18 protein-coding genes are annotated in these 19,896 nt (G+C 70.8%); 6 read left to right on the top strand and 12 right to left on the bottom strand.

The genetic code is table 11. The features are described from left to right. Positions 1–35 precede the first annotated feature (35 nt). The gene (locus OG963_RS34590) at positions 36–842 is read right to left on the bottom strand and encodes an SDR family oxidoreductase (protein ID WP_030918311.1); all 807 of its coding nucleotides are present in this window, start codon (positions 840–842) and stop codon (positions 36–38) included. Positions 843–1,321: 479 nt separating this feature from the next. On the opposite strand from OG963_RS34590, the gene OG963_RS34585 reads away from it, so the two are divergent. Both OG963_RS34585 and OG963_RS34580 read left to right on the top strand, forming a co-directional pair. Beyond that, the gene (locus tag OG963_RS34585) at positions 1,322–4,207 is read left to right on the top strand and encodes a glycoside hydrolase family 2 TIM barrel-domain containing protein (protein ID WP_371799801.1); all 2,886 of its coding nucleotides are present in this window, start codon (positions 1,322–1,324) and stop codon (positions 4,205–4,207) included. 223 nt (positions 4,208–4,430) lie between these two features. Next, positions 4,431–5,366, top strand: a complete 936-nt coding sequence (locus OG963_RS34580) for a pseudouridine synthase (RefSeq protein ID WP_093930001.1) — start codon at positions 4,431–4,433, stop codon at positions 5,364–5,366. Positions 5,367–5,376: 10 nt separating this feature from the next. Here OG963_RS34580 and OG963_RS34575 read toward each other — a convergent pair whose 3' ends face one another. The 4 genes from OG963_RS34575 to OG963_RS34560 all read right to left on the bottom strand — a co-directional run bounded on the left by OG963_RS34575 (position 5,377) and on the right by OG963_RS34560 (position 10,457). Next, positions 5,377–6,006 carry an MBL fold metallo-hydrolase gene (locus OG963_RS34575; protein WP_093930000.1) on the bottom strand — a complete coding sequence of 210 codons (630 nt, stop codon included), beginning with the start codon at positions 6,004–6,006 and terminating at the stop codon, positions 5,377–5,379. Further along, positions 6,006–7,091, bottom strand: coding sequence for an S-(hydroxymethyl)mycothiol dehydrogenase (locus OG963_RS34570; protein ID WP_327423902.1), 1,086 nt, complete (start codon positions 7,089–7,091; stop codon positions 6,006–6,008). The genes OG963_RS34575 and OG963_RS34570 overlap by 1 nt, the downstream gene beginning before the upstream one ends. A 170-nt stretch (positions 7,092–7,261) precedes the next feature. Then, positions 7,262–8,905 carry an amidohydrolase gene (locus OG963_RS34565; RefSeq protein WP_093775091.1) on the bottom strand — a complete coding sequence of 548 codons (1,644 nt, stop codon included), beginning with the start codon at positions 8,903–8,905 and terminating at the stop codon, positions 7,262–7,264. 46 nt (positions 8,906–8,951) lie between these two features. Beyond that, entirely contained in the window at positions 8,952–10,457 is a 1,506-nt protein-coding gene (locus tag OG963_RS34560) for an APC family permease (protein WP_371799800.1), read from the bottom strand. Between the two features lie 100 nt (positions 10,458–10,557). Between OG963_RS34560 and OG963_RS34555 the strand changes: the two genes are divergently transcribed. Next, on the top strand, positions 10,558–11,286 hold the full coding sequence (locus OG963_RS34555) for a TetR/AcrR family transcriptional regulator (RefSeq protein WP_093775087.1): 729 nt from the start codon (positions 10,558–10,560) through the stop codon (positions 11,284–11,286). 106 nt (positions 11,287–11,392) lie between these two features. Here the strand turns inward: OG963_RS34555 and OG963_RS34550 are convergent, their stop codons facing one another. Further along, positions 11,393–12,094, bottom strand: coding sequence for a FadR/GntR family transcriptional regulator (locus tag OG963_RS34550; protein ID WP_030918290.1), 702 nt, complete (start codon positions 12,092–12,094; stop codon positions 11,393–11,395). 144 nt (positions 12,095–12,238) lie between these two features. Here OG963_RS34550 and OG963_RS34545 point away from each other — a divergent pair, with 144 nt between their 5' ends. Next, positions 12,239–12,748 carry a gluconokinase gene (locus tag OG963_RS34545; RefSeq protein WP_030918287.1) on the top strand — a complete coding sequence of 170 codons (510 nt, stop codon included), beginning with the start codon at positions 12,239–12,241 and terminating at the stop codon, positions 12,746–12,748. 11 nt (positions 12,749–12,759) lie between these two features. Beyond that, positions 12,760–14,157, top strand: a complete 1,398-nt coding sequence (locus OG963_RS34540; RefSeq protein ID WP_093775085.1) for a gluconate:H+ symporter — start codon at positions 12,760–12,762, stop codon at positions 14,155–14,157. Here OG963_RS34540 and OG963_RS34535 read toward each other — a convergent pair. The 4 genes from OG963_RS34535 to OG963_RS34520 form a co-directional block, all read right to left on the bottom strand. Beyond that, entirely contained in the window at positions 14,154–14,789 is a 636-nt protein-coding gene (locus OG963_RS34535; protein ID WP_319326943.1) for a cytochrome b/b6 domain-containing protein, read from the bottom strand. The two genes, OG963_RS34540 and OG963_RS34535, sit on opposite strands and share 4 nt — an antisense overlap. A 13-nt stretch (positions 14,790–14,802) precedes the next feature. Then, complete coding sequence (locus OG963_RS34530; protein ID WP_093775494.1) at positions 14,803–15,468, bottom strand: molybdopterin-dependent oxidoreductase; 666 nt, start codon at positions 15,466–15,468, stop codon at positions 14,803–14,805. A gap of 137 nt (positions 15,469–15,605) precedes the next feature. Then, the gene (locus tag OG963_RS34525; RefSeq protein ID WP_030918276.1) at positions 15,606–17,168 is read right to left on the bottom strand and encodes an APC family permease; all 1,563 of its coding nucleotides are present in this window, start codon (positions 17,166–17,168) and stop codon (positions 15,606–15,608) included. A 102-nt stretch (positions 17,169–17,270) separates the two neighbouring features. Beyond that, the gene (locus tag OG963_RS34520; protein WP_319326940.1) at positions 17,271–18,230 is read right to left on the bottom strand and encodes a hypothetical protein; all 960 of its coding nucleotides are present in this window, start codon (positions 18,228–18,230) and stop codon (positions 17,271–17,273) included. Positions 18,231–18,469: 239 nt separating this feature from the next. Between OG963_RS34520 and OG963_RS34515 the strand changes: the two genes are divergently transcribed. After that, positions 18,470–18,940, top strand: a complete 471-nt coding sequence (locus OG963_RS34515; protein WP_093775081.1) for an ASCH domain-containing protein — start codon at positions 18,470–18,472, stop codon at positions 18,938–18,940. 63 nt (positions 18,941–19,003) lie between these two features. Here OG963_RS34515 and OG963_RS34510 read toward each other — a convergent pair whose 3' ends face one another. Together OG963_RS34510 and OG963_RS34505 are read right to left on the bottom strand one after the other, a co-directional pair. Continuing rightward, complete coding sequence (locus tag OG963_RS34510; protein WP_093775079.1) at positions 19,004–19,291, bottom strand: hypothetical protein; 288 nt, start codon at positions 19,289–19,291, stop codon at positions 19,004–19,006. 64 nt (positions 19,292–19,355) lie between these two features. Further along, positions 19,356–19,664, bottom strand: coding sequence for a hypothetical protein (locus tag OG963_RS34505; RefSeq protein ID WP_030918266.1), 309 nt, complete (start codon positions 19,662–19,664; stop codon positions 19,356–19,358). Positions 19,665–19,896 lie beyond the last annotated feature (232 nt).

Genomic DNA, 19,896 nt, shown 5'->3' with positions numbered 1-19,896 from the left:
CCTCTCGGCATGGCGCCGCCCGGGCTGCCGGCGGGTCAGCCTCCGGTGGCGAAGCCGGGGAAGAGTGTCATTCCGCCGTCCACGTACAGCGTGGCGCCCACGACGTAGTCGAGCAGATCGGATGCCACCGCGACGACGGCGTTGGCGATGTCCTCAGGCTCCCCGACCCGGCGGTACGGGATCAGCCGCAGAAGGTCGGACTCGGCCTCGGGGGTGTCCCAGGCACTCCTGTTGATGGGGGTGCGGATGGCGCCGGGCGCAACGGCGTTCACCCGGATTCCCTGGGGGGCCAGCTCTTGTGCGAGGGTCTCCATCATCATGCCCACGCCGCCTTTGGAGGAGGCGTAGTTCACATGGCCCGCCCAGGGGACGATCTGGTGGACCGAACTCATGCAGATGATTTTCCCGGCGGACCTGGAGACCTCCGGCACGACGCCGCGCCGCACGAACTCCTTGGCGGCCTCCCGCGCGCAGAGGAACTGGCCGGTGAGGTTGACACTGATGACCTTCTGCCACTGGGCGAGCGTCATCTCCACACTCGGCGCATCCCGCTGGAGGCCCGCGTTGGCCACCATGATGTCGATGGTGCCGAACTCCTCGACCATGCGGGCGACCATGCCGACGACCTGGTCCTCGTCTGAGACATCGGCCTGGTGGGCGTAGGCGCGGACTCCGAAAGCCTTGATCTCGGCGACGACCTTCTCGGCCTCTTCCTCACCGACCACGTAGTTGACCACGACGTCCGCACCGGCCCGTCCGAGTGCCACGGCGGTCGCCCTGCCGATACCCGAGTTGGCCCCGGTCACCATCGCCTTCTGCCCTGCGACGATCCGCGCGGACATCGCGCCCGGGGCCTCACCGGTACTTCCAGCCACCACGACTTCTCCTTCGGCACTCGGGGCGGCCCGTCGGCGGACATGGCCGCCGGGCGGGCCGCTGAACCGGCAGTCGCTTGCAGGAGGGATGTCGCGGCGTCACCGCACCGTCCTGCCGGAGCGGAAGCGAGCCCTTTCGCGCCGCACCACCTTCCCCAGGAAGGGAACACCGAGCGCGGCGAGCGGCCCGGACCCGGCGCGCAGAGCGGTCCGGGCGGAGCGGGAATGTCACGCAACCGGGCCAATGACGCGCCCGGGACGCCCGACGCCGCCGACTGCGCGGGCGGTCCCGCCCGGAAGCCCCGCCTCCGCGCGCCGGCGCCTTGCGCACGCCGGGCTGCCGGTGCCGCCTCTCGGTCCGACGCCGCTCTCCGCCCCCTTGTTGAAACGGTTCATCCCTGGCTAACGTCCAGCATCGAAGCGGGCGTTGCCGAGCAAGGAGAATCATGAGCCGTAAGGACAGCCACCCTCTCCCCTGGCACGTGGACGTGTCCCCCGGCTCGGGCGGACTGCCTCCCCGGTCCTGGTACGCCGGGTCGGACGCGCTGCGGATGTCGTTGAACGGGCAGTGGCGGTTCCGGCTCTCGCCGACCGCGACCGCCGAGGACGCGTCGTTCGCAGGGTCCGGGTTCGACGCGTCCGGCTGGGAGACGGTCGCGGTGCCCGGGCACTGGGTGCTGCAAGGGGCCGGCGGAGCGCCCGCGTACACCAATGTCGTCTACCCGTTCCCGGTCGACCCGCCGCACGTGCCGACCGAGAACCCGACCGGTGACCATCTGCGGACCTTCGACCTGCCCGACGGATGGCCGGCGGGCGGCGACGTCGTGCTGCGGTTCGACGGGGTGGAGTCCGCCGCCCGGGTCTGGCTCAACGGCGAGGAGCTGGGCGATTTCAAGGGGTCGCGGCTGCCGCACGAGTTCGCGGTCGGCGGCATCGTGCGGGCCGAGGGCAACGTCCTGGCCGTCCGCGTGCATCAGTGGTCGTCCGGGAGCTATCTGGAGGACCAGGACCAGTGGTGGCTGCCCGGGATCTTCCGGGACGTCACGCTGCTGCACCGGCCACAGGGGGCGCCCCGGGACTTCTTCGTGCACGCCGGCTACGACCACCGCGCCGGGGGCGGCACCCTGCGGGTGGAGTGCGACGGGGCCGGGGGCCGGGTGGTCGTGCCCGAGCTGGGGGTCGACGTCGCGACGGGTGAGGCGGTGACCGTGCCGGTCGAGCCGTGGACCGCCGAGACGCCCCGGCTGTACGACGGCGAGCTGGTGACACCGGGCGAGCGGATCCCGTTGCGGATCGGCTTCCGTACCGTCGTCGTCGAGGACGGGGTCGTCCAGGTCAATGGCCGGCGCGTGCTGTTCCGTGGCGTGAACCGGCACGAGTTCCACCCGGAGACCGGGCGCGCCGTGGACGTGGAGACCATGCGGCGCGATCTGGTGCTGATGAAGCGGCACCACATCAATGCAGTGCGGACCAGCCACTATCCGCCGCATCCGGCGTTTCTGGATCTCTGTGACGAGATCGGGCTCTGGGTGATCGACGAGTGCGATCTGGAGACTCATGGCTTTGTCGACCTGGAATGGCGCAACAACCCGGTCGACGACGAAAGGTGGACCCCGGCGCTCCTCGACCGGGCCGCGCGGATGGTCGAGCGCGACAAGAACCACGCGTCGGTGATCATCTGGTCGCTGGGCAACGAATGCGGGTCGGGGCGCGGACTGACCGCGATGGCCGACTGGATCAAAGGCCGGGATCCGGACCGGCTGGTGCACTACGAGGGCGATCTGTCCTGCAAGGACGTCGACCTCTATTCGCGGATGTATCCGACGCACGCCGAGGTCGAGCTGATCGGGAAGCGGGCCGAGGACCCGTGGGGCGACCCGGAACTGGACGCCCGGCGGCGCGCCATGCCGTTCATCATGTGCGAGTACGGGCACGCGATGGGCAACGGCCCCGGCGGGCTGAGCGAGTACCAGCGGCTCTTCGAGCGGTACGAGCGCTGCCAGGGCGGGTTCGTCTGGGAGTGGATCGACCACGGTCTCGCCCACCCGGAGCACGGCTTCGCCTATGGCGGGGACTTCGGCGAGGAACTCCACGACGGCAACTTCGTCTGCGACGGGCTGCTCTTCCCCGACCGCACCCCTTCCCCCGGGCTGATCGAATACATGAAGGTCATCGAGCCGGTACGGATCGAGGCCGGGACGTCGGCGGGCACGGTCAGGATCGGTAACGGATACGACTTCGCAGGGCTGGACCACGTGGAGTTCGTCTGGTCGCACGAGGTGGACGGCGGGGTCCGCGGCTCGGGCGCGCTCACCGTCCCCGACGTGGCCCCCGGGGCCCACGCCGAGGTGCCGCTCCCCGGGCAAGGCCCGGGGGTGTGGACCGTGCGGGCGCTGCTCGCCGAGGACACCGCGTGGGCGGAGCGCGGGCACGTGATGGCGTGGGGGCAGGTGGAGGTCGACGCGGCGGTGCCGGCGGCGGCCACGCTGCGCCGGCGTCCGGAGACGGCCGAGGGGGTGATCACGCTCGGGGCCGGTGTCTTCGACGCGCGGAGCGGGGCGCTGGTGCGGATCGGGGGTGTGCCGGTCGAGGGGCTGCGGCTCGACGTGTGGCGGGCGCCGACCGACAACGACAACGGTGCGGCCTGGCAGCCGGACGAGCGGTACGGCCTGCGGTGGCGGGAGGCGGGGCTGCATCGGATGCGTCATCGGATCGACACCGTGGAGGTGGGCGAGGACTCGTTGACCGTACGGACGAGGGTGGCGCCCGCAGGAGTGGACCTGGGACTGCGTACGGAGTACCGGTGGACAGCGGACGGGGAACGGCTCGGGCTCACCGTGTCCGTGGCACCCGAGGGTGACTGGCGGGTGCCGCTGCCCCGGCTCGGGGTCCGGTTCGGGCTGCCGGCCGCGTACGGCGGGGCGCGGTGGTTCGGCGGCGGGCCCGGCGAGGCGTATCCGGACACCCGGACCGCGTCGGTGCTCGGGCGGTGGGAGATGCCCGTGGACGCGATGCAGACCCCGTACGTCCGGCCGCAGGAGAACGGTGCGCGGGCCGACGTCCGGTGGGCGGAGCTGACGGACGGCGGCGGTGCGGGGCTACGGGCGGAAGGCGCTGCGCCGTTCTGGTTCACCGCCCGGCGGTGGACGAGCGAGCAGCTGGACGCGGCGGAGCATCTGCCGGATCTGGTGGCCGGGGAGACCGTCTGGGTCAATCTGGATCACGCGATGCAGGGCATCGGTTCACAGTCGTGCGGGCCGGGCGTCCTGCCGCAGTACCGGCTCGACGTGGCGGCGGCACAGTTCTCGTTCCTGTTCTCGACCGTGGAGTGAGCAGGAGGTGAGGAGGGCCCGTTCCTCCTCGGTGACCGCGCGGCCGAGCGCATCGGCCGCGGCCACCGAGGAGAGGACTCTGCAGCCCGCCGCTGCCGGTGGAGCGTGACCGCGCAGCCGTCGGTGACCTGCGCCGACGCTGTGACAGGATTGCCCGCACCATGACCACCAGCACCTCGAGCCGCCGCGCCCCGGGCGCCGACGGACAGGCAGGGCCTGCGCGATGAGGGGCCGTGCGAAGCCTCCGCCGGCGCCTCTGCCGCAGCGGGACGGGATCGATCCGGTCAGGGTGCGGCTCCCCGAGGATCCGGGCGGGGAGTGGGCGACGGTCCGCGACCATCTGCTGGCGCGGTTCGCCGGTGCGATCGGGGCGGACCGGGTGGACGCCATGTTCGCCGAGGGCCGGTTCGTCTCGGTGCACGGACCCGTGGCCCCTGACGAGCCGTACGCAGCAGGCCGTTTCCTCTGGTTCCACCGGGACTTCGCGCCCGAGGAGCCGGTGCCGTTCCCGGTCGGCGTGGTGTACCACGACGCCCGGCTCGTCATCGCCGACAAGCCGCACTTCCTCGCCACGACGCCGCGCGGCCGGCACATCACCGAGACCGCCGTGGCGCGGCTCCGGCGGGAACTGGGGCTGCCGTCGCTGCAGCCCGCGCACCGGCTGGACCGGCTGACCGCGGGCCTGGTGCTCTTCGTCGTACGGCCCGAGGACCGCGGTGCGTACCAGACACTGTTCCGGGACAAGCTGGTGCGCAAGGAGTACGAGGCGGTGGCTCCGTACGACCCCTCGATCACCTTCCCCCGTACGGTACGGAGCCGGATCGTCAAGGAGCGCGGGGTTATCGCCGCCCGGGAGGAGCCGGGCGAGGCGAACAGCGAGAGCCGGATCGAGCTGCTGGAGCACCGGGAGGGGCTCGGCCGCTACCGGTTGCTGCCCACCACCGGCCGGACGCACCAGCTACGGGTGCACATGAACGCTCTGGGGCTGCCGCTCGTCCACGATCCGGTCTATCCGGTGATCGAACCGGAGGGTGCGGCGGACGACTGGACGCGTCCGCTGCAACTCCTGGCGCGGGTGCTGGAGTTCACCGATCCGGTCACGGGTGGGCCGCGCCGCTTCGAGAGCGGGCTGCGGCTCTCGGCGTGGCCGGACCGGTGAGTCCCGGCGGTCAGTGACCGCGTGCGATCCACTCGTCGAGGTGCGGGGCCTCCGCGCCGATCGTCGTGGAGTCCCCGTGTCCGGTACGGACGGTCGTCTCGGCCGGCAGCGCGAGCAGCCGGTCCCTGATCGACTCGACGATCGTCGGGAAGTGCGAGAAGGACCGTCCGGTGGCGCCGGGGCCGCCCTGGAAGAGCGTGTCCCCGGTGAAGACGGTGGCCAACTCGGGGGCGTACAGACAGACCGCACCGGGGGCATGACCGGGCGTGTGCAGGACCTGGAGCGTGGTCCCGGCGATCTCCAGCTCCTGACCGTCGGCCAGTTCGGCGTCGGGGGTGCGGTGCGGGTGGGTCTGCTTCCACAGCGGCAGATCGTCGGGGTGCAGCAGGATCCGTGCGCCCGTGGCGTCGGCGAGGGCCGGTGCCGCGTCGATGTGGTCGTTGTGCGCGTGCGTGCAGACGATGGCGCGCAGCGTACGGCCGCCCAGCGCGGCCTCGATGGCGGCGGCGTCGTGGGCGGCGTCGATGACGATCGCCTCGGTGTCGTCGCCGACGATCCAGACGTTGTTGTCGACGTCCCACTCGCCGCCGTCGAGGGCGAAGGTGCCCGAAGTGACCAAGTGGTCGATGCGGGCGGTCATCAGAAGACCACCACCGAGCGCAGCACGTCGCCGCCGTGCATCCGGGCGAAGGCCTGCTCGATGTCGCCGAGTCCGATGGTCTCGGTGACGAACGCGCCGAGGTCGATGCGGCCCTGCTGGTGCAGGTCGATGAGCATCGGGAAGTCGCGTGAGGGCAGGCAGTCGCCGTACCAGGAGGACTTGAGCGAGCCGCCGCGGCCGAACACGTCGATCATCGGAAGTTCGATCTGCAACTCCGGCGTGGGGACGCCGACCAGGACGACGGTGCCGGCGAGGTCGCGGGCGTAGAACGCCTGCTTGTACGTCTCCGGGCGGCCGACCGCCTCGATGACGACGTCGGCGCCGTTGCCGCCGGTCAGCGAACGGATCGCCTCGACCGGGTCGGTGGCGCGGGAGTTGACGGTGTGCGTGGCACCCATCTTCTTCGCCATGTCCAGCTTGCGGTCGTCGATGTCCACCGCGATGATCTTCGCCGCGCCGGCCAGCCGCGCACCGACGACGGCCGCGTCGCCGACACCGCCGCAGCCGATGACGGCGACCGAGTCGCCGCGGCCGACCTCGCCCGTGTTGATGGCGGCGCCGATGCCCGCCATGACGCCGCAGCCGAGCAGCCCGGCGACGGCCGGGGAGACCTCGGGGTCGACCTTGGTGCACTGGCCCGCGGCGACCAGGGTCTTCTCCGCGAACGCGCCGATACCGAGCGCGGGCGACAGCTCGGTGCCGTCCAGCAGCGTCATCTTCTGCCTGGCGTTGTGCGTGTTGAAGCAGTACCAGGGGCGGCCGCGCAGACACGCCCGGCACTGCCCACAGACGGCACGCCAGTTGAGGACGACGAAGTCGCCGGGCTCGACGTCCGTGACGCCCTCGCCGACGGACTCCACGATGCCCGCAGCCTCATGACCGAGCAGGAACGGGAAGTCGTCGTTGATGCCGCCCTGCTTGTAGTGCAGATCGGTGTGGCAGACGCCGCACGCCTGGATCTTCACGACGGCCTCGCCGGGGCCGGGGTCCGGGATCACGATCGTCTCGACCCGTACCGGCTCGTTCTTCCCCGGTGCGATGACCCCTTGTACCTGCTGCGCCATACCGCGGTCTCCCTTTTCGTGACGGTCCGGGCATCTGTCAGGTGCGACCGATGCCCGGTGATCGAACGCGAACAACCGTACGCGGTGGGTGGGTGTCACGGCAGCGGTGGAGCGGTGGCGCGCGGCAGGGCGGCCCCTCCGGAGGTCACGCGGGGCCGCCTGCCGGTGTGTCACGCCTCCGTGTCGTGGACCCGGCGTCCGCCGACGTACGTCTGGAGGACGCGGGTGGCGCCGATGTCCTCGGGCGGGCCCGCGTACACGTCGCGGTCCAGGACCACCAGGTCGGCGAGGGCTCCGGCGCGGATGGAGCCGGTGTCGTCCAGGTGGTTCACATGGGCCGAGCCTGCCGTGTACGCGGCGATGGCGGCCGTGAGTCCGATGCGCTCCCCCGGCAGGAAGACCGGCCCGTCGCCGTCCGGGGCGATGCGGTTGACCGCGGTGTGGATGCCGTGCAGCGGTTCGGCGCTGCTGACCGGCCAGTCGCTGCCCGCCGCGACGGTTGCGCCGGACCGCAGCAGAGCGCCGAAAGGGTACTGAAGCGCGGCGCGTTCGTCGCCGAGAAAGGGGATGGTCAGCTCGTCCATCTGTGGCTCATGGGCGGCCCACAGCGGCTGGATGTTGGCTGTGGCACCGAGCTCACGGAACCGCGGGATGTCGTCGGGGTGGACGATCTGGAGGTGGGCGAGGTGGGGCCGGTTGTCGGTACGGCCGTTGACGGTGCGGGCGGCCTCGACGGCGTCGAGTGCCTCGCGCACGGCGCGGTCACCGAGGGCGTGGAAGTGGGTCTGGAAGCCGAGGGCGTCCAGTTCGGTGACGTACCGGCGCAGCTCGACGGGGTCGACGAAGCTGGTGCCGCTGTTGGCGGTGGCGCAGCCGCAGGCGTCGAGGTACGGCGTGAGCAGGGCGGCGGTGCCCGTCTCCGCGACCCCGTCCTGCATGATCTTCACCGAGCCGGCCCGGAACCGCCCGCCCGTCAGCTCCCGCCGCCTGGCCACGAGTTCGGGAATCTGCTCGGAGCCGCGCTCGCGGTCCCACCACAGGGCACCGACGACCCGGGCGGTGAGCGAGCCGTCGCGGGCCGCGGTCAGATAGGCGTCGGAGGCGTCGTCCATCGAGCCGTAGACGCCGACGATCGCGTCCTGCCACGCGGTGATGCCGTACGAGTGGAGAAGGCGCTGGGCGAGGAGCAGGGCGGCGAGCCGGTCGGCGGGGGTGGAACGCGGGGTGTGACGGGCGACCAGGTCCATGGCGCCCTCCTGGAGGAGTCCGGTGGGCTCGCCCCGGTCGTCACGTTCGATGCGGCCGTCGGCCGGGTCGGGGGTGTCGCGGGTGATGCCGGCGAGCGTCAGGGCGCGGGTGTTGACCCAGGCGCCGTGGTGGTCGCGGTTGACCAGGAAGACGGGGCGGTCGGGGACGACGGTGTCGAGCCGGTCCCGGGTCGGGCTGCCGCCGTCGAAGGCCTCCATGGACCAGCCGCCCCCGGTGATCCACTCCTGGTTCGGATGGCTGTCGGCGTAGGCCCGTACCGCGGCGAGGGTGTCCGCCGCCGTACGGGACGCCGTGAGGTTGCACTGCGCGAGTTCGAGACCGGCGGTGACCGGGTGGATGTGCGCGTCCTGGAAGCCGGGAACGAGCAGCCGGCCGGAGAGATCGACGACTTCGGTCCTCGGACCGATCAGTTCACGCACCTCGTCGTGGCCGACGGCGGTGATGCGGTCGCCGGTGACGGCCACGGTGGTGGCGCGGCTGCGGGCCGGGTCCATGGTGAGGACGGGGCCGCCGGTGAGGACGAGATCGGCGGGGGTGCGGTGCATGGGTGGTTCCGTTTCCGTGGGAGTCGTGGGGTGGTGTGTCTCGGGATCAGGCCGCTTCCGTGACCGCGGGTTCGGCAGGGGCGAGGGAGCGGCCCGTGACGAAATACGGGGACTTCCTCACCCACTTGGCCCAGGCCGCCGCGGCTACGCCGGTCAGCAGCATGGCCGCCGGGCAGAAGAGCATGAACCAGCCGTTGTCCGGGCTGATCGCGAAGTGGTCGGCGGAGGTGTAGAAGGACCAGCAGAGGTAGCCGCCGAGGCCGAGCAGTACGGCGGCGCTGAGCACCGGGAGTACGACGGCACGCAGCGCCTCGGAAGGGCTTTCGCGCAGCAGGCCGCGGAAGCGGGCGGCCGCGGCCAGCGCGGTGAGCGCGTAGTAGACGGAGACGACGACGCCGATGGCGTTGACGGAGGCCAGGATCAGGTCGCCGACCTTCGGGAGGACCAGGGAGAGGACCGCGACGGCGGCGGCGACGCAGCCGATCGCGACCGTTCCGGCCGCGGGTGTGCCGAACCGCGGGCTGACCTTGGTCCAGAGCGGACCGAGCGTACGGTCCCTGCTCATCGCGAACATGCCGCGCACGGTCGGGATCACCCCGGACTGGAGTGAGGCCACGGCGGAGAAGGTGAGGGCGATCAGCGGAAGCGCGGCGAGCGGCTGGTCGGCCAGCCGGTCACCGAAGTAGGTGAGCCCCTGGGCGCCGTGACCGGTCAACTCGTCCAGCGAGAGCACCCGCTGGAAGGCGAAGGAGCCGAGGAGGAAGAGGCCGAGCATGGTGAAGAGGGTGATGAGCCCGGCCCTGGAGGCGTCCTGCGGGTCGCGGATCTCCTCGTTGACACTGAACGAGGACTCGAATCCCCAGTAGCAGAAGACCGAGAGGAGAAGCCCCTGGGCGAGCTGCTGTCCGGAGGGGATGGTGAACGGGTTGATCCAGTCCAGGCTGAACGGGTGCGGGCCGACGGCCAGTCCGTATCCGCAGAACCCGAGCAGCACGACGTACTCGAAGACGAGCAGGTACTTCTGCAGGTTGGCGGCGGACCGTAGGCCGGTGATCGCGGTGAAGGTGACGGCGATCAGGACGGCGATGCCGAGGGCGGTCGACTGGGCGGTGGAGTCCGGGTCGAGGCGGAGACCGGCGAGGGTGTGCAGCCCGCCCTCGCCCGCGAGTTGGAGCAGCGCGGATCCGGTGACCGTCGTGGTGTACGAGAGGAAGACGACCGTGGAGACGATGCCGATCCAGCCGACGAGGAAGCCGAGCCAGGGGCTGAGGGAGCGGCCGACCCAGACGTAGCCGCTGCCCATGTTCGGCTCGACCCTGTTGAGCCGGGAGTAGGCGCTCGCGATGCCCAGGATGGGCAGGAAGCCGAGCAGCATGATGATCGGCAGATGGAGGCCGACGGCGCCCGCGGTGACGCCGAGACCGATGCCGATGCTCGTGGTTGCGGCGGTGGAGGACGCGGCGATGGCGAAGCCGTCGACGACGCCGAGGCTCTTCCTGAGGGACGCGGCTGCTGGTGGGTCGCTGCCGTAGGGGGTGGGTGAGTCCGTCACGGTGGCTCCTTCGCCGAGGGGCGCTCATCGGCCCCGATGGCGGCACATCGAACTCCTTGGGGGTTCCGCACGTCAACGCTGTTGTCATAAGGTGCGCCGCATGAGTGCGAGCGAGCGGGTGGTGGCCGAGGGGGCGCGGCGCCGCAGGCGTCCCACCAAGCAGGGCACGGTGCTGTCGGAGCAGCTGATCGTGGGGACGGCGCTGCGGCTGATCGGCGAGCACGGGGCGGCGGCGCTCACCGTGCGCCGGCTCGGCGCCGCCCTGGGGTGCGATCCGAGCGCGATCTACCGGTACTTCCGGGACACGGACGAGCTGCTGCTCGCGGTGGCCGACGAGCTGATCGGCCGTACGCTGTCCGGCTGGCGGGCGACCGGTGACTGGCGGGCCGACCTGCGTGACCTGGGGTTGCGCATGCATGCCGACTATCTGGCGCATCCGCAGGCGGCCTTGCTGACGTGTGCCCGGGTCACCGGCCGTACGCACGAGATCCAGGCGGTGGAGACCATCCTCGGGATTCTGCGTGGGGCGGGCTTCCCGGACGGCGAGGCCGTGCGGATCTACCACGTGTTCGTCGACCAGACGCTGTCGTTCGCAGCGCTGGACGCGTCGACGCTGGTGCTGTCGGAGCGGGCCCGCGCGCAGGAGGTGCGGACGTGGCCGCAGACGTACGCACGACTGGAGCGGACCACGCATCCGCACATCGCGGCGACCGCGCCGGTGCTGGTGGCGGAGATGGGCCGCAGCGGCTATCCGGCGGCGCTGGAGATGATGCTCGCGGCGGCCGCGGCGCGGCTGCAGCATGTCACGGCGAGCCCGTCAGGCACCTGAGGCCGGTGCCGGACCTCAGCGCGCGGTGCGACTCGTGCACGGCGCCTCGGGGAACGCCCTCGGTGCGCGGTGGACCGGCTCGCGCACGGCGCCTCGGGGAACGCTCTCAGGGCGCGAGCACGTCCAGCTCGTGCAGGGCGCCCACGGCGATCTCCTTCGTCAGCCGCTCCGACTCCACCGCGTCGCCCTCCCGCACCGCCTCCGCGAGCCGTACGTGGAGTGTGACCGCCGCCGGGTCGGGATCCTCGAACATCACCTGGTGGTGGGTACGCCCTGCCAGGACCTCGGCGACGACGTCCCCGAGCCGCGCGAACATCTCGTTCCCGGAGGCGTTGAGCACGATCCGGTGGAACGCGATGTCGTGTTCCAGATACCGCTCCAGCTGCTGACCGCGTGAGGTCGCGACCATCCCGAGCGCGCATTCGGTGAGGGCGGCGCACTGGTCCGGCGTGGCGTGCCGCGCCGCGAGCCCCGCCGCGACCGGTTCGATCGCCGAGCGCAGCACGGTCAGGGAGCGCAGCTGGCGCGGCCGGTCGGCGCCCGCCAGTCGCCACCGGATGACCTGCGGATCGTAGACGTTCCAGGCCTCGGTCGGCTGTACGGTCACGCCGACCCGGCGCCGGGACTCGACCAGGTGCATGGACTCCAGGACCCGGACCACTTCACGTACGACCGTGCGGGAGACGTCGAAACGCTGGGCAAGCTCGTCGGTGCGCAGCACCCGGCCCGGCGGGCAGTCCCCCGCGGCGATCTCGAGCCCCAGGGTGTCCAGCACGTGTGTATGCAGCCCGGGGCCCTGTGTGGTCATGGACAAAGCCTACGGGGCACCTTTCGGGAACAAAAAGTACGACGTTTATGTCACAGCATCTTGAATAAGTCGTACGTATGGGTTTCAGTAGCGCGACGGACCGATGTCGAGGAAGACGTCGACGGAGACAGCGAGGCACCACCAATGAGCACCCCCCACGTCGTCGTGGTGATGGGCGTAGCAGGGACCGGCAAGACCACGATCGGTCCCCTGCTCGCAGCCGAACTCGGCGTTCCGTACGCCGAGGGCGACGACTTCCATCCCGCGGCGAACATCGCCAAGATGTCGGCCGGCACCCCGCTGGACGACGCCGACCGGTGGCCCTGGCTCGACGCGATCGGGCAGTGGGCGCACGGCCGGGCCGGACTCGGTGGCGTCGTCAGCAGTTCGGCGCTGAAGCGGGTCTACCGCGACCGGCTGCGGGCCGAGGCCCCCGGGGCGGTCTTCCTCCATCTGACCGGAGACCGCGCCCTCATCGAAGCGCGGATGGCTGAGCGCAAGGGCCACTTCATGCCGACCGCACTGCTCGATTCGCAGTTCGCCACCCTGCAGCCGCTGCAGGACGACGAGGCGGGCGTCTCCGTCGATGTGTCCGGCACCCCCGAAGAAATCACCCAGCGAGCCGTCGCCGCGTTGCGCCGGCTCGAAGTCTAAGGATCATCACCGTGACCAGTCTCAGCGTCGAGATGCTGGCAGCGGACGCCGTCGAACCCATAACTTCGGCCGGTAACGCGCAGCTGGGCATCGCCGTTCTGGCGGGCATCGCCGTCATCGTTCTGCTCATCACCAAGTTCAAGTTGCATGCCTTCCTGGCGCTGACCATCGGCTCGCTCGCGCTCGGCTCCTTCGCCGGCGCCGCTCCCGCCAAGACGATCGCCAGCTTCACCGCCGGCCTCGGCTCCACGGTCGCGGGCGTCGGTGTCCTGATCGCACTCGGCGCCATTCTGGGCAAGCTGCTCGCCGACTCCGGCGGCGCGGACCAGATCGTCGACACGATCCTCGCGAAGGCGAGCGGGCGAGCCATGCCGTGGGCCATGGTCCTGATCGCCTCGATCATCGGTCTGCCGCTCTTCTTCGAAGTCGGCATCGTGCTTCTGATCCCGGTGGTGCTGCTCGTCGCCAAGCGCGGCAACTACTCCCTGATGCGCATCGGTATCCCGGCGCTCGCCGGTCTCTCCGTGATGCACGGGCTGATCCCGCCGCACCCCGGCCCGCTGGTCGCGATCGACGCCCTCGGTGCCAACCTCGGTGTCACGCTGGCGCTCGGTGTGCTGGTCGCCATCCCGACGGTGATCATCGCGGGCCCGGTCTTCTCCCGGTACGCCGCCCGCTGGGTGGACATCAAGGCGCCGGAGAAGATGATCCCGCAGCGCCCGTCCGAGGAGCTGGAGCACCGTCCCAGCTTCGGCGCCACGCTGGCGACCATCCTGCTGCCCGTCGTGCTGATGCTGGCCAAGGCCCTCGTCGACATCGTCGTGGACAACCCGGAGAACCATGTCCAGCGGGTCACCGATGTGATCGGCTCGCCGCTGATCGCTCTCCTCGCGGCCGTCATAGTCGGCATGTTCACGCTGGGCCGGGCCGCCGGTTTCACCAAGGCGCGGCTCTCCACCACCGTCGAGAAGTCCCTCGCCCCGATCGCGGGTGTGCTGCTGATCGTCGGTGCGGGCGGTGGCTTCAAGCAGACCCTCATCGACGCCGGTGTGGGTCAGATGATCCTGGACTTCTCCAAGGACTGGTCGATCCCGGCGCTCCTGCTCGGCTGGCTGATCGCCGTGGCGATCCGGCTCGCGACCGGCTCGGCGACCGTGGCCACGATCTCGGCGGCCGGCCTGGTCGCCCCGCTCGCCGCCGACATGTCGACGTCGCACGCGGCGCTGCTGGTCCTCGCAGTCGGTGCGGGCTCGCTCTTCTTCAGCCACGTCAACGACGCAGGCTTCTGGCTGGTGAAGGAGTACTTCGGGATGAGCGTCGGCCAGACGGTGAAGACCTGGTCGGTGATGGAGACCATCATCTCCGTGGTCTCGCTGGTCTTCATCCTGCTGCTGTCGCTGGTCCTCTAGCCGGACAGCCCCTGACGACGCGCCGGATCATCGTCCGGCGCGTCGGCGGATTCCCCCCACAGCGGGTGTTCGGTCCGCGCCCAATGGCGCTCGACCGACCCGGTGCGCATGCCACGGCGTGCCTCCGGGTCGGCGAGCGCCATTGCCATGTGTCCGGCCAGCACGATGCCGATCGCGAGGGCCAGCCAGTCGTGTACGAAGGTGGCGCCGGTACGCCACATCAGCGGGGCGAGACCGGTGAACCACATCAGCACCCCGGTGCCGATCATGACCAGCACGGCGCCCGCGATCCAGGCCGCGTACAGCTTCTGGCCCGCGTTGAACTTCCCGGCCGGGCGGGACCCGGGCCGGTGGTCACGGTGGCGTACCGCCCGTAGCCACACCCGGTCGTGCGGCCCGAACCGGTTGAGCCGGGACAGGTCGGCGCGCAGCGCCCTGGAGACGAGACCGGCCAGCAGCGGTACGGGGATCAGCAGCCCGGACCATTGGTGCACGGTGACCACGAGGTGGCGGCGGCCGACCAGTTCGGCGAGCTGGGGTACGTACAGGCAGGCCGCGGTCGCCACACACACCAGCATCAGCCAGGCCGTGGTGCGGTGCACCCAGCGCTCCACGCCGCTGAAGCGGCGCATCCGCCCGGCGGGGTCAGCCGGTGGGGTCGTCGTCGCGGCCGTTGGACCGCCCGACCCAGGCATCGACGTCATATCCGAGTTCCTCCCAGTAGCCGGGCTTCACGGAGTCGGTGACGGTGATCCCGGAGAGCCATTTCGCCGACTTGTAGAAGTACATCGGGGCGACGTAGAGGCGGACCGGGCCGCCGTGCGAGTGGGCCACCGGCTTGTCCTGCATACGCAGGGCGACCAGCACATCGGGGCGTCGTGCCTGGTCGAGGGTGAGGCTCTCGCTGTACGTGCCGTCGAAGCAGGTGAAGCGGATCGCCTTCGCTCCGGGCCGCACCCCGGCCGCGTCGAGCAGCGTGGAGAGGCGGACTCCCTCGAACGGGGTCTCGGGAACCCGCCAGCCGGTGACGCACTGGACGTCGCGGACCAGCCTGGTCTGTGGCAGGGCGCGGAGCCGGTCCAGGGTGTACGTGGCGGGCCGGTCGACGAGCCCGTCGATCTTCAGCCGGTAGTCGGTGGCGCTCTTCCGCGGTACGGAAGAGGCGACGGAGTAGTAGCGGAAGCCGCCGCCGTTGGGCAGCAGCCCGGTCAGGCCGGTGGGGTCCTTGTCGGCGACCGCGCCGAGCCCGGATTCCATCATCCGCTGGAGGGCGGGCGCCGCCACGACCGCGGCGGCGCCGAGCCCGAGCATGGTCAGCACCAGGCGGCGGCCGACGGGTGTGCCTTCGGCATCGGGAGGACGACTGTTCACCCGACCATTCGAACACCCGCAGCCGCCCGTCACCAGGGGCTGCGGGTGTCCGTCACACTTCGGTAAGACGCCTGGGCTCAGTGGTGGACGGCGCCGCTCTCGGCCGCCTTCTCCAACTGGAACGCCTCGTTGCCCAGGCCGATCCTGGCGTGCACCTCCGGCTTCGCGGATCGCAGGACCGCGCCGTACACCAGGCCGATGACGAGCGAGGCGACGACAACTCCGGGCAGCACCCAGTTGAGCACCGAGCCCGGGCCCGAGCCGACCAGCACGTCGAAGTCCCGGACCGTGAAGACGGCGATCGCCAGCAACGCCACCCCGGCCAGGCCGGAGGCGATCAGCCGCGGCAGCTGTGCCCGGCCCGCGCCGCGCTTCACGAAGAAGGCGATCACGGCGAAGGAGGCAGCGGCCATCAGCAGGATGACGCCGAGCGCGCCGACGTTGCCCATCCAGGTGAACAGGTGCAGCACGGGGGCCGTCGGGTCTCCGACCGGGTTGTCGTCGGTGACCGCGAAGGCCAGCACGATGACCAGGGAGACGACGGACTGCAGGAGCGATCCGGTGGCGGGTGCGCCGCTGGACTTGTTGGTACGGCCGAAGGCGGCGGGCAGCAGGCTCTCACGACCCATCGCGAACGCGTACCGGGCGACCACGTTGTGGAAGCTGAGCAGCGCGGCGAACATGCCGGTGACGAAGAGCACGTGCAGCACATCGGTGAAGGTCGTGCCGAGCCGGTCCTCGGTGAGACCGAACAGCAGCGCGGGACCTTCCTTGAGCGAGCTGTCCGCGATGAACCCGGGGCCCGCGGCGACGGTCAGCGCCCAGGAGCTGAGCGCGAGGAACAGCGCGGCGTAGCCGACGGCGAGGAACATCACCCGGGAGACGACGATCTGCGGGCGGCTGGTCTCCTCCGCGTACACCGGGGCCTGCTCGAAGCCGACGAACGCGGCGATGCAGAAGCAGAGCGCGGTGCCCAGTCCGGCGCCGGTGAGGGTCTCGGGGTTGAAGGCGTGCATGGACAGGCCCTCAGGACCCGGCTTGGAGACGGCCGCGATGTCGAAGATCACGACGAGGGCGCATTCGACGACCAGCAGCACGCCGAGGACCTTGGCGTTGAGGTCGATCTTCAGCCAGCCGAGGACACCGACGACCACTACGGCGCCGGCGGCCGGTATCCACCAGGCGACGTCCATCTCCAGGTAGGTGGAGAAGAGCCCGGAGACCTCGAAGCCGAGGATGCCGTAGATGCCGACCTGCATGGCGCTGTAGGCGACGAGGGCGACGAGCGAGGCACCGGCGCCCGCGGTCGGGCCGAGCCCCCGGGCGATGTAGGCGTAGAAGGCACCGGCGTTGTGGACGTGCCGGCTCATCTCCGCGTAGCCGACGCTGAACAGCATCAGGACGATGCCGAGGATGACGTACAGCAGCGGCTGGCCCACGATGCCCATCACGCCGAAGACGGTGGGCATCACCCCGGCGACGACCATCAGGGGGGCGCTTGCGGCGAGCACCGAGAGCAGCAGCCCCGCGGTGCCCAGCCGGTCCGCACGCAGAGCCCGCTCCTCACCCTTGTAGGTGCTGATGCCGCCCGTATCGCCGGTCATGCCGGCCTCACTCGTTCTCGAACTGCCCGTCGACATGGCGGGGGTGGTCCCTTCGTTGAGGAGAAACAGGGGAGAAACACTGGGAGTTGCACAACAGCGGGTGGATCCGGGGCAGGCGGATCTGCGGCGGGCGGCTCCTCAAGGAGTACCGAGCGCGGTGCCGCGCGCCGTGAGGAAGGCCTGGTACGGATCCCGGCCCGAGTACGACCAGGGTGCGGCCGTCGCGTGGGGCCCGATGCGGAGGAAGAGGGCGGCGGCCTCGGCCGGCCTGCCCTCACAGACCTTGGCGTGGGCCAGGAAGTTGAGGTCGGCGCGGTTGCGCGGGTGGTCCTCGCGCTCCCATTCCAGCCACCAGTCGAACGCGGCCTTCATCACCTGCCGGGCCCGCCGCCCCGACCAGTGCCCGGAGCGCACCGGGTCGTCGGACTCGCTGCCCGCGGCGACAAGGACGCGGTAGCGCTCGGCGTGGGCGACGACGGGGAGAACGGCGAGCGGCGAATCGGCGGGCGCCTGTTCGGCGGCCCAGGCGGCGAAGTCGTAGACCTCGTGCAACGGGTCCTGGCCGCTGTCGGGATGGTTCTCGGCGAGCCTGGCCGTCATCAGATGATGCGCGTGGTGGTGGTCGGGGTGGCGGATGCGTACCGCGTCGAAGAGCTTCCCGGCCTCCTCCTGGGTGCCGTACGCACGGGCCAGCATCAGCTGTCCCAGCCAGGGCGTGGGGTCGTCGGGGGCCAGTCGCGACGCGCGCAGACAGGCCTCGTGGGCCGCCTGGGGCCTCTCCTTGCCCTGCAGGGCGCGGATCACGGTGGCGCAGGCCAGCAGGGTGGCGGCGTCGGCGCTGTCGGGTTCGGCGAGCAGCCAGTCGCGGGCCCAGCCGGTGGCGGACGGAGTCTCGGCGAGGGCGAGGACGCGATGGCCGCGGCGGTCCCAGTCGCTGCCGGTGCCGACCAGCAGGGAGCGGGCTCTGGTCCACCGCCCCTGGGTGAACTGCCCTCGTACCTCGATGAGTTCGGTGTCGTCGAGCGCCGGGTCGAAGGGGTGGCCGGAGCGTCCGCCCCGTCTTCGGGAGCGGCCCAGGGGAGGCGGGGGCGGGGACACCGCTGGCTTCCTTTGCGAAACGGGTACGCGCAGGTACGGCTGGAAAGGGACGGCGGTGAGGGACTGGGACGAGAGCGGTGGTGCGTGGGCATTCCTGATCGCGGACAGCCAAGCGGTAGGCGAGGCTCCGCGTCAAGAGTTGACCTTGATCAACTGCATTCGTTTACACAAGAGTTGGCCGGTACCCGGCAGTGATCAGCCCGCGTCACGTACGCCACGGGGCATGCCAGACTTGCACCATGTCGAACCGTGAGCCTCTCAAGCCCTTTCTTCTCGCCTTTCCCGGCCCGCTGCGCGATCAGCTGGTGAGGGCGGTGCTCTCGGGCGCGAAGGTGTCGACGACGGGACTGCTGGCGGAGTACGAGGCGGAGAAGGAGGAGCTGCCTCCGGTGGGTGAGCGGTCGGCGGTGATCGACTCGGCCGGCCGGGAGGTCGCGGTGGTGGAGGTGACCGAGGTTCGGATCCTGCGGCTCGGCGACGTCGATCTCCAGCACGCGATCGACGAGGGCGAGGGCGACACCTCGGTGGCCGAATGGCGCGCGAGCCATGAGCGGTTCTGGCAGGGCGAGGAGATGCGGGAGGCGCTCGGCGACCTGGAATTCACGGTCGACGACGACACGCTGGTCGTCGCCGAACGGTTCCGGGTCGTCGAGCAGCTCGTTCCCGTCACCGGGATGGAGGACCGGACGGCCGGCGGTAGGCAGGACTGACCTCCGCCCGGCCGCCGCCGAGGCACCACGCATGGACCTGGCGTGCCGCCGTGCGGTGGAAGGTCAGCAGAACCAACCGTCCTGTACCCAGCCGTGACGATTGATGTCGCCGTAGGCGAACCCGTACGCCCAGCCGCTCTGCTTGCTCTCCACCGTGAAGGTCTGTCCCTTGTAGAGGGTCCCCGTCCAGGCCCCGCCCGGGTCCGTACGCACGTACAGGTCCTGGGCACATACGGTTTCGCGCCGGCCTATGGTGCCGTTCGCGGCCTGGGCCGGCCCGGCGGCCATGAGGAGGCCCGCGGTCAGGGCTCCCACGGCTGCGACCGCTCGGACGGTGCGGGGTACGGGCATGACAGGTCCTTCCGGAGATCGGAGTGCGGGATGACGTGCGGGACTGCGTGACCAGCAGCGTGCCTCACCAGGAGCCGTAGCCGCCGAGGCATTCGTTGCGGACGTAGCCCCAGTCGCCCTTGCCGAAGTCGAAGGTGGCGGCCCAGCCGTTGTAGACGGGGTGGGCGCCGCGGGTGTGGCCGACCTTGTTGCCGTAGCCCAGGACACGGATCAGTCCGGTGGGCCCGGAGGAACTGTCGTAGTTGGCATAGAAGCTCGCACTCTGACACACGATCACCGCGTGCTCGGGCGGCACCACCGCCTGCGCCGGCGCCCCCAGGGCCAACCCGGCGGCGGAGGCCGTGGCGACCAGCACCTTGGTCACGATCCTCATTGCTCATCCTCTCCTGTCGCGTGGGAGATCCGATCTGCGAACGGGGCTTCGTTCCGTGCGTGGACGGTGGAGCGCGGCGCTCACCCCTCGCACGAGGGGGCGCCGGCCGAGGTACGCGATCAGGATGACGTCCCGAGGTCTATGCGGGTAGACCCGATGCACAGAATTTACATGCTCATGACATTTCACAACGCGAGCACCGAGATCGGTGACCACCTGGCCGGCCGAGTCC

Source organism: Streptomyces sp. NBC_01707 (assembly GCF_041438805.1).
Classification (GTDB): Bacteria; Actinomycetota; Actinomycetes; order Streptomycetales; family Streptomycetaceae; genus Streptomyces.
This window is presented reverse-complemented; position numbering and strand designations above follow the sequence as displayed.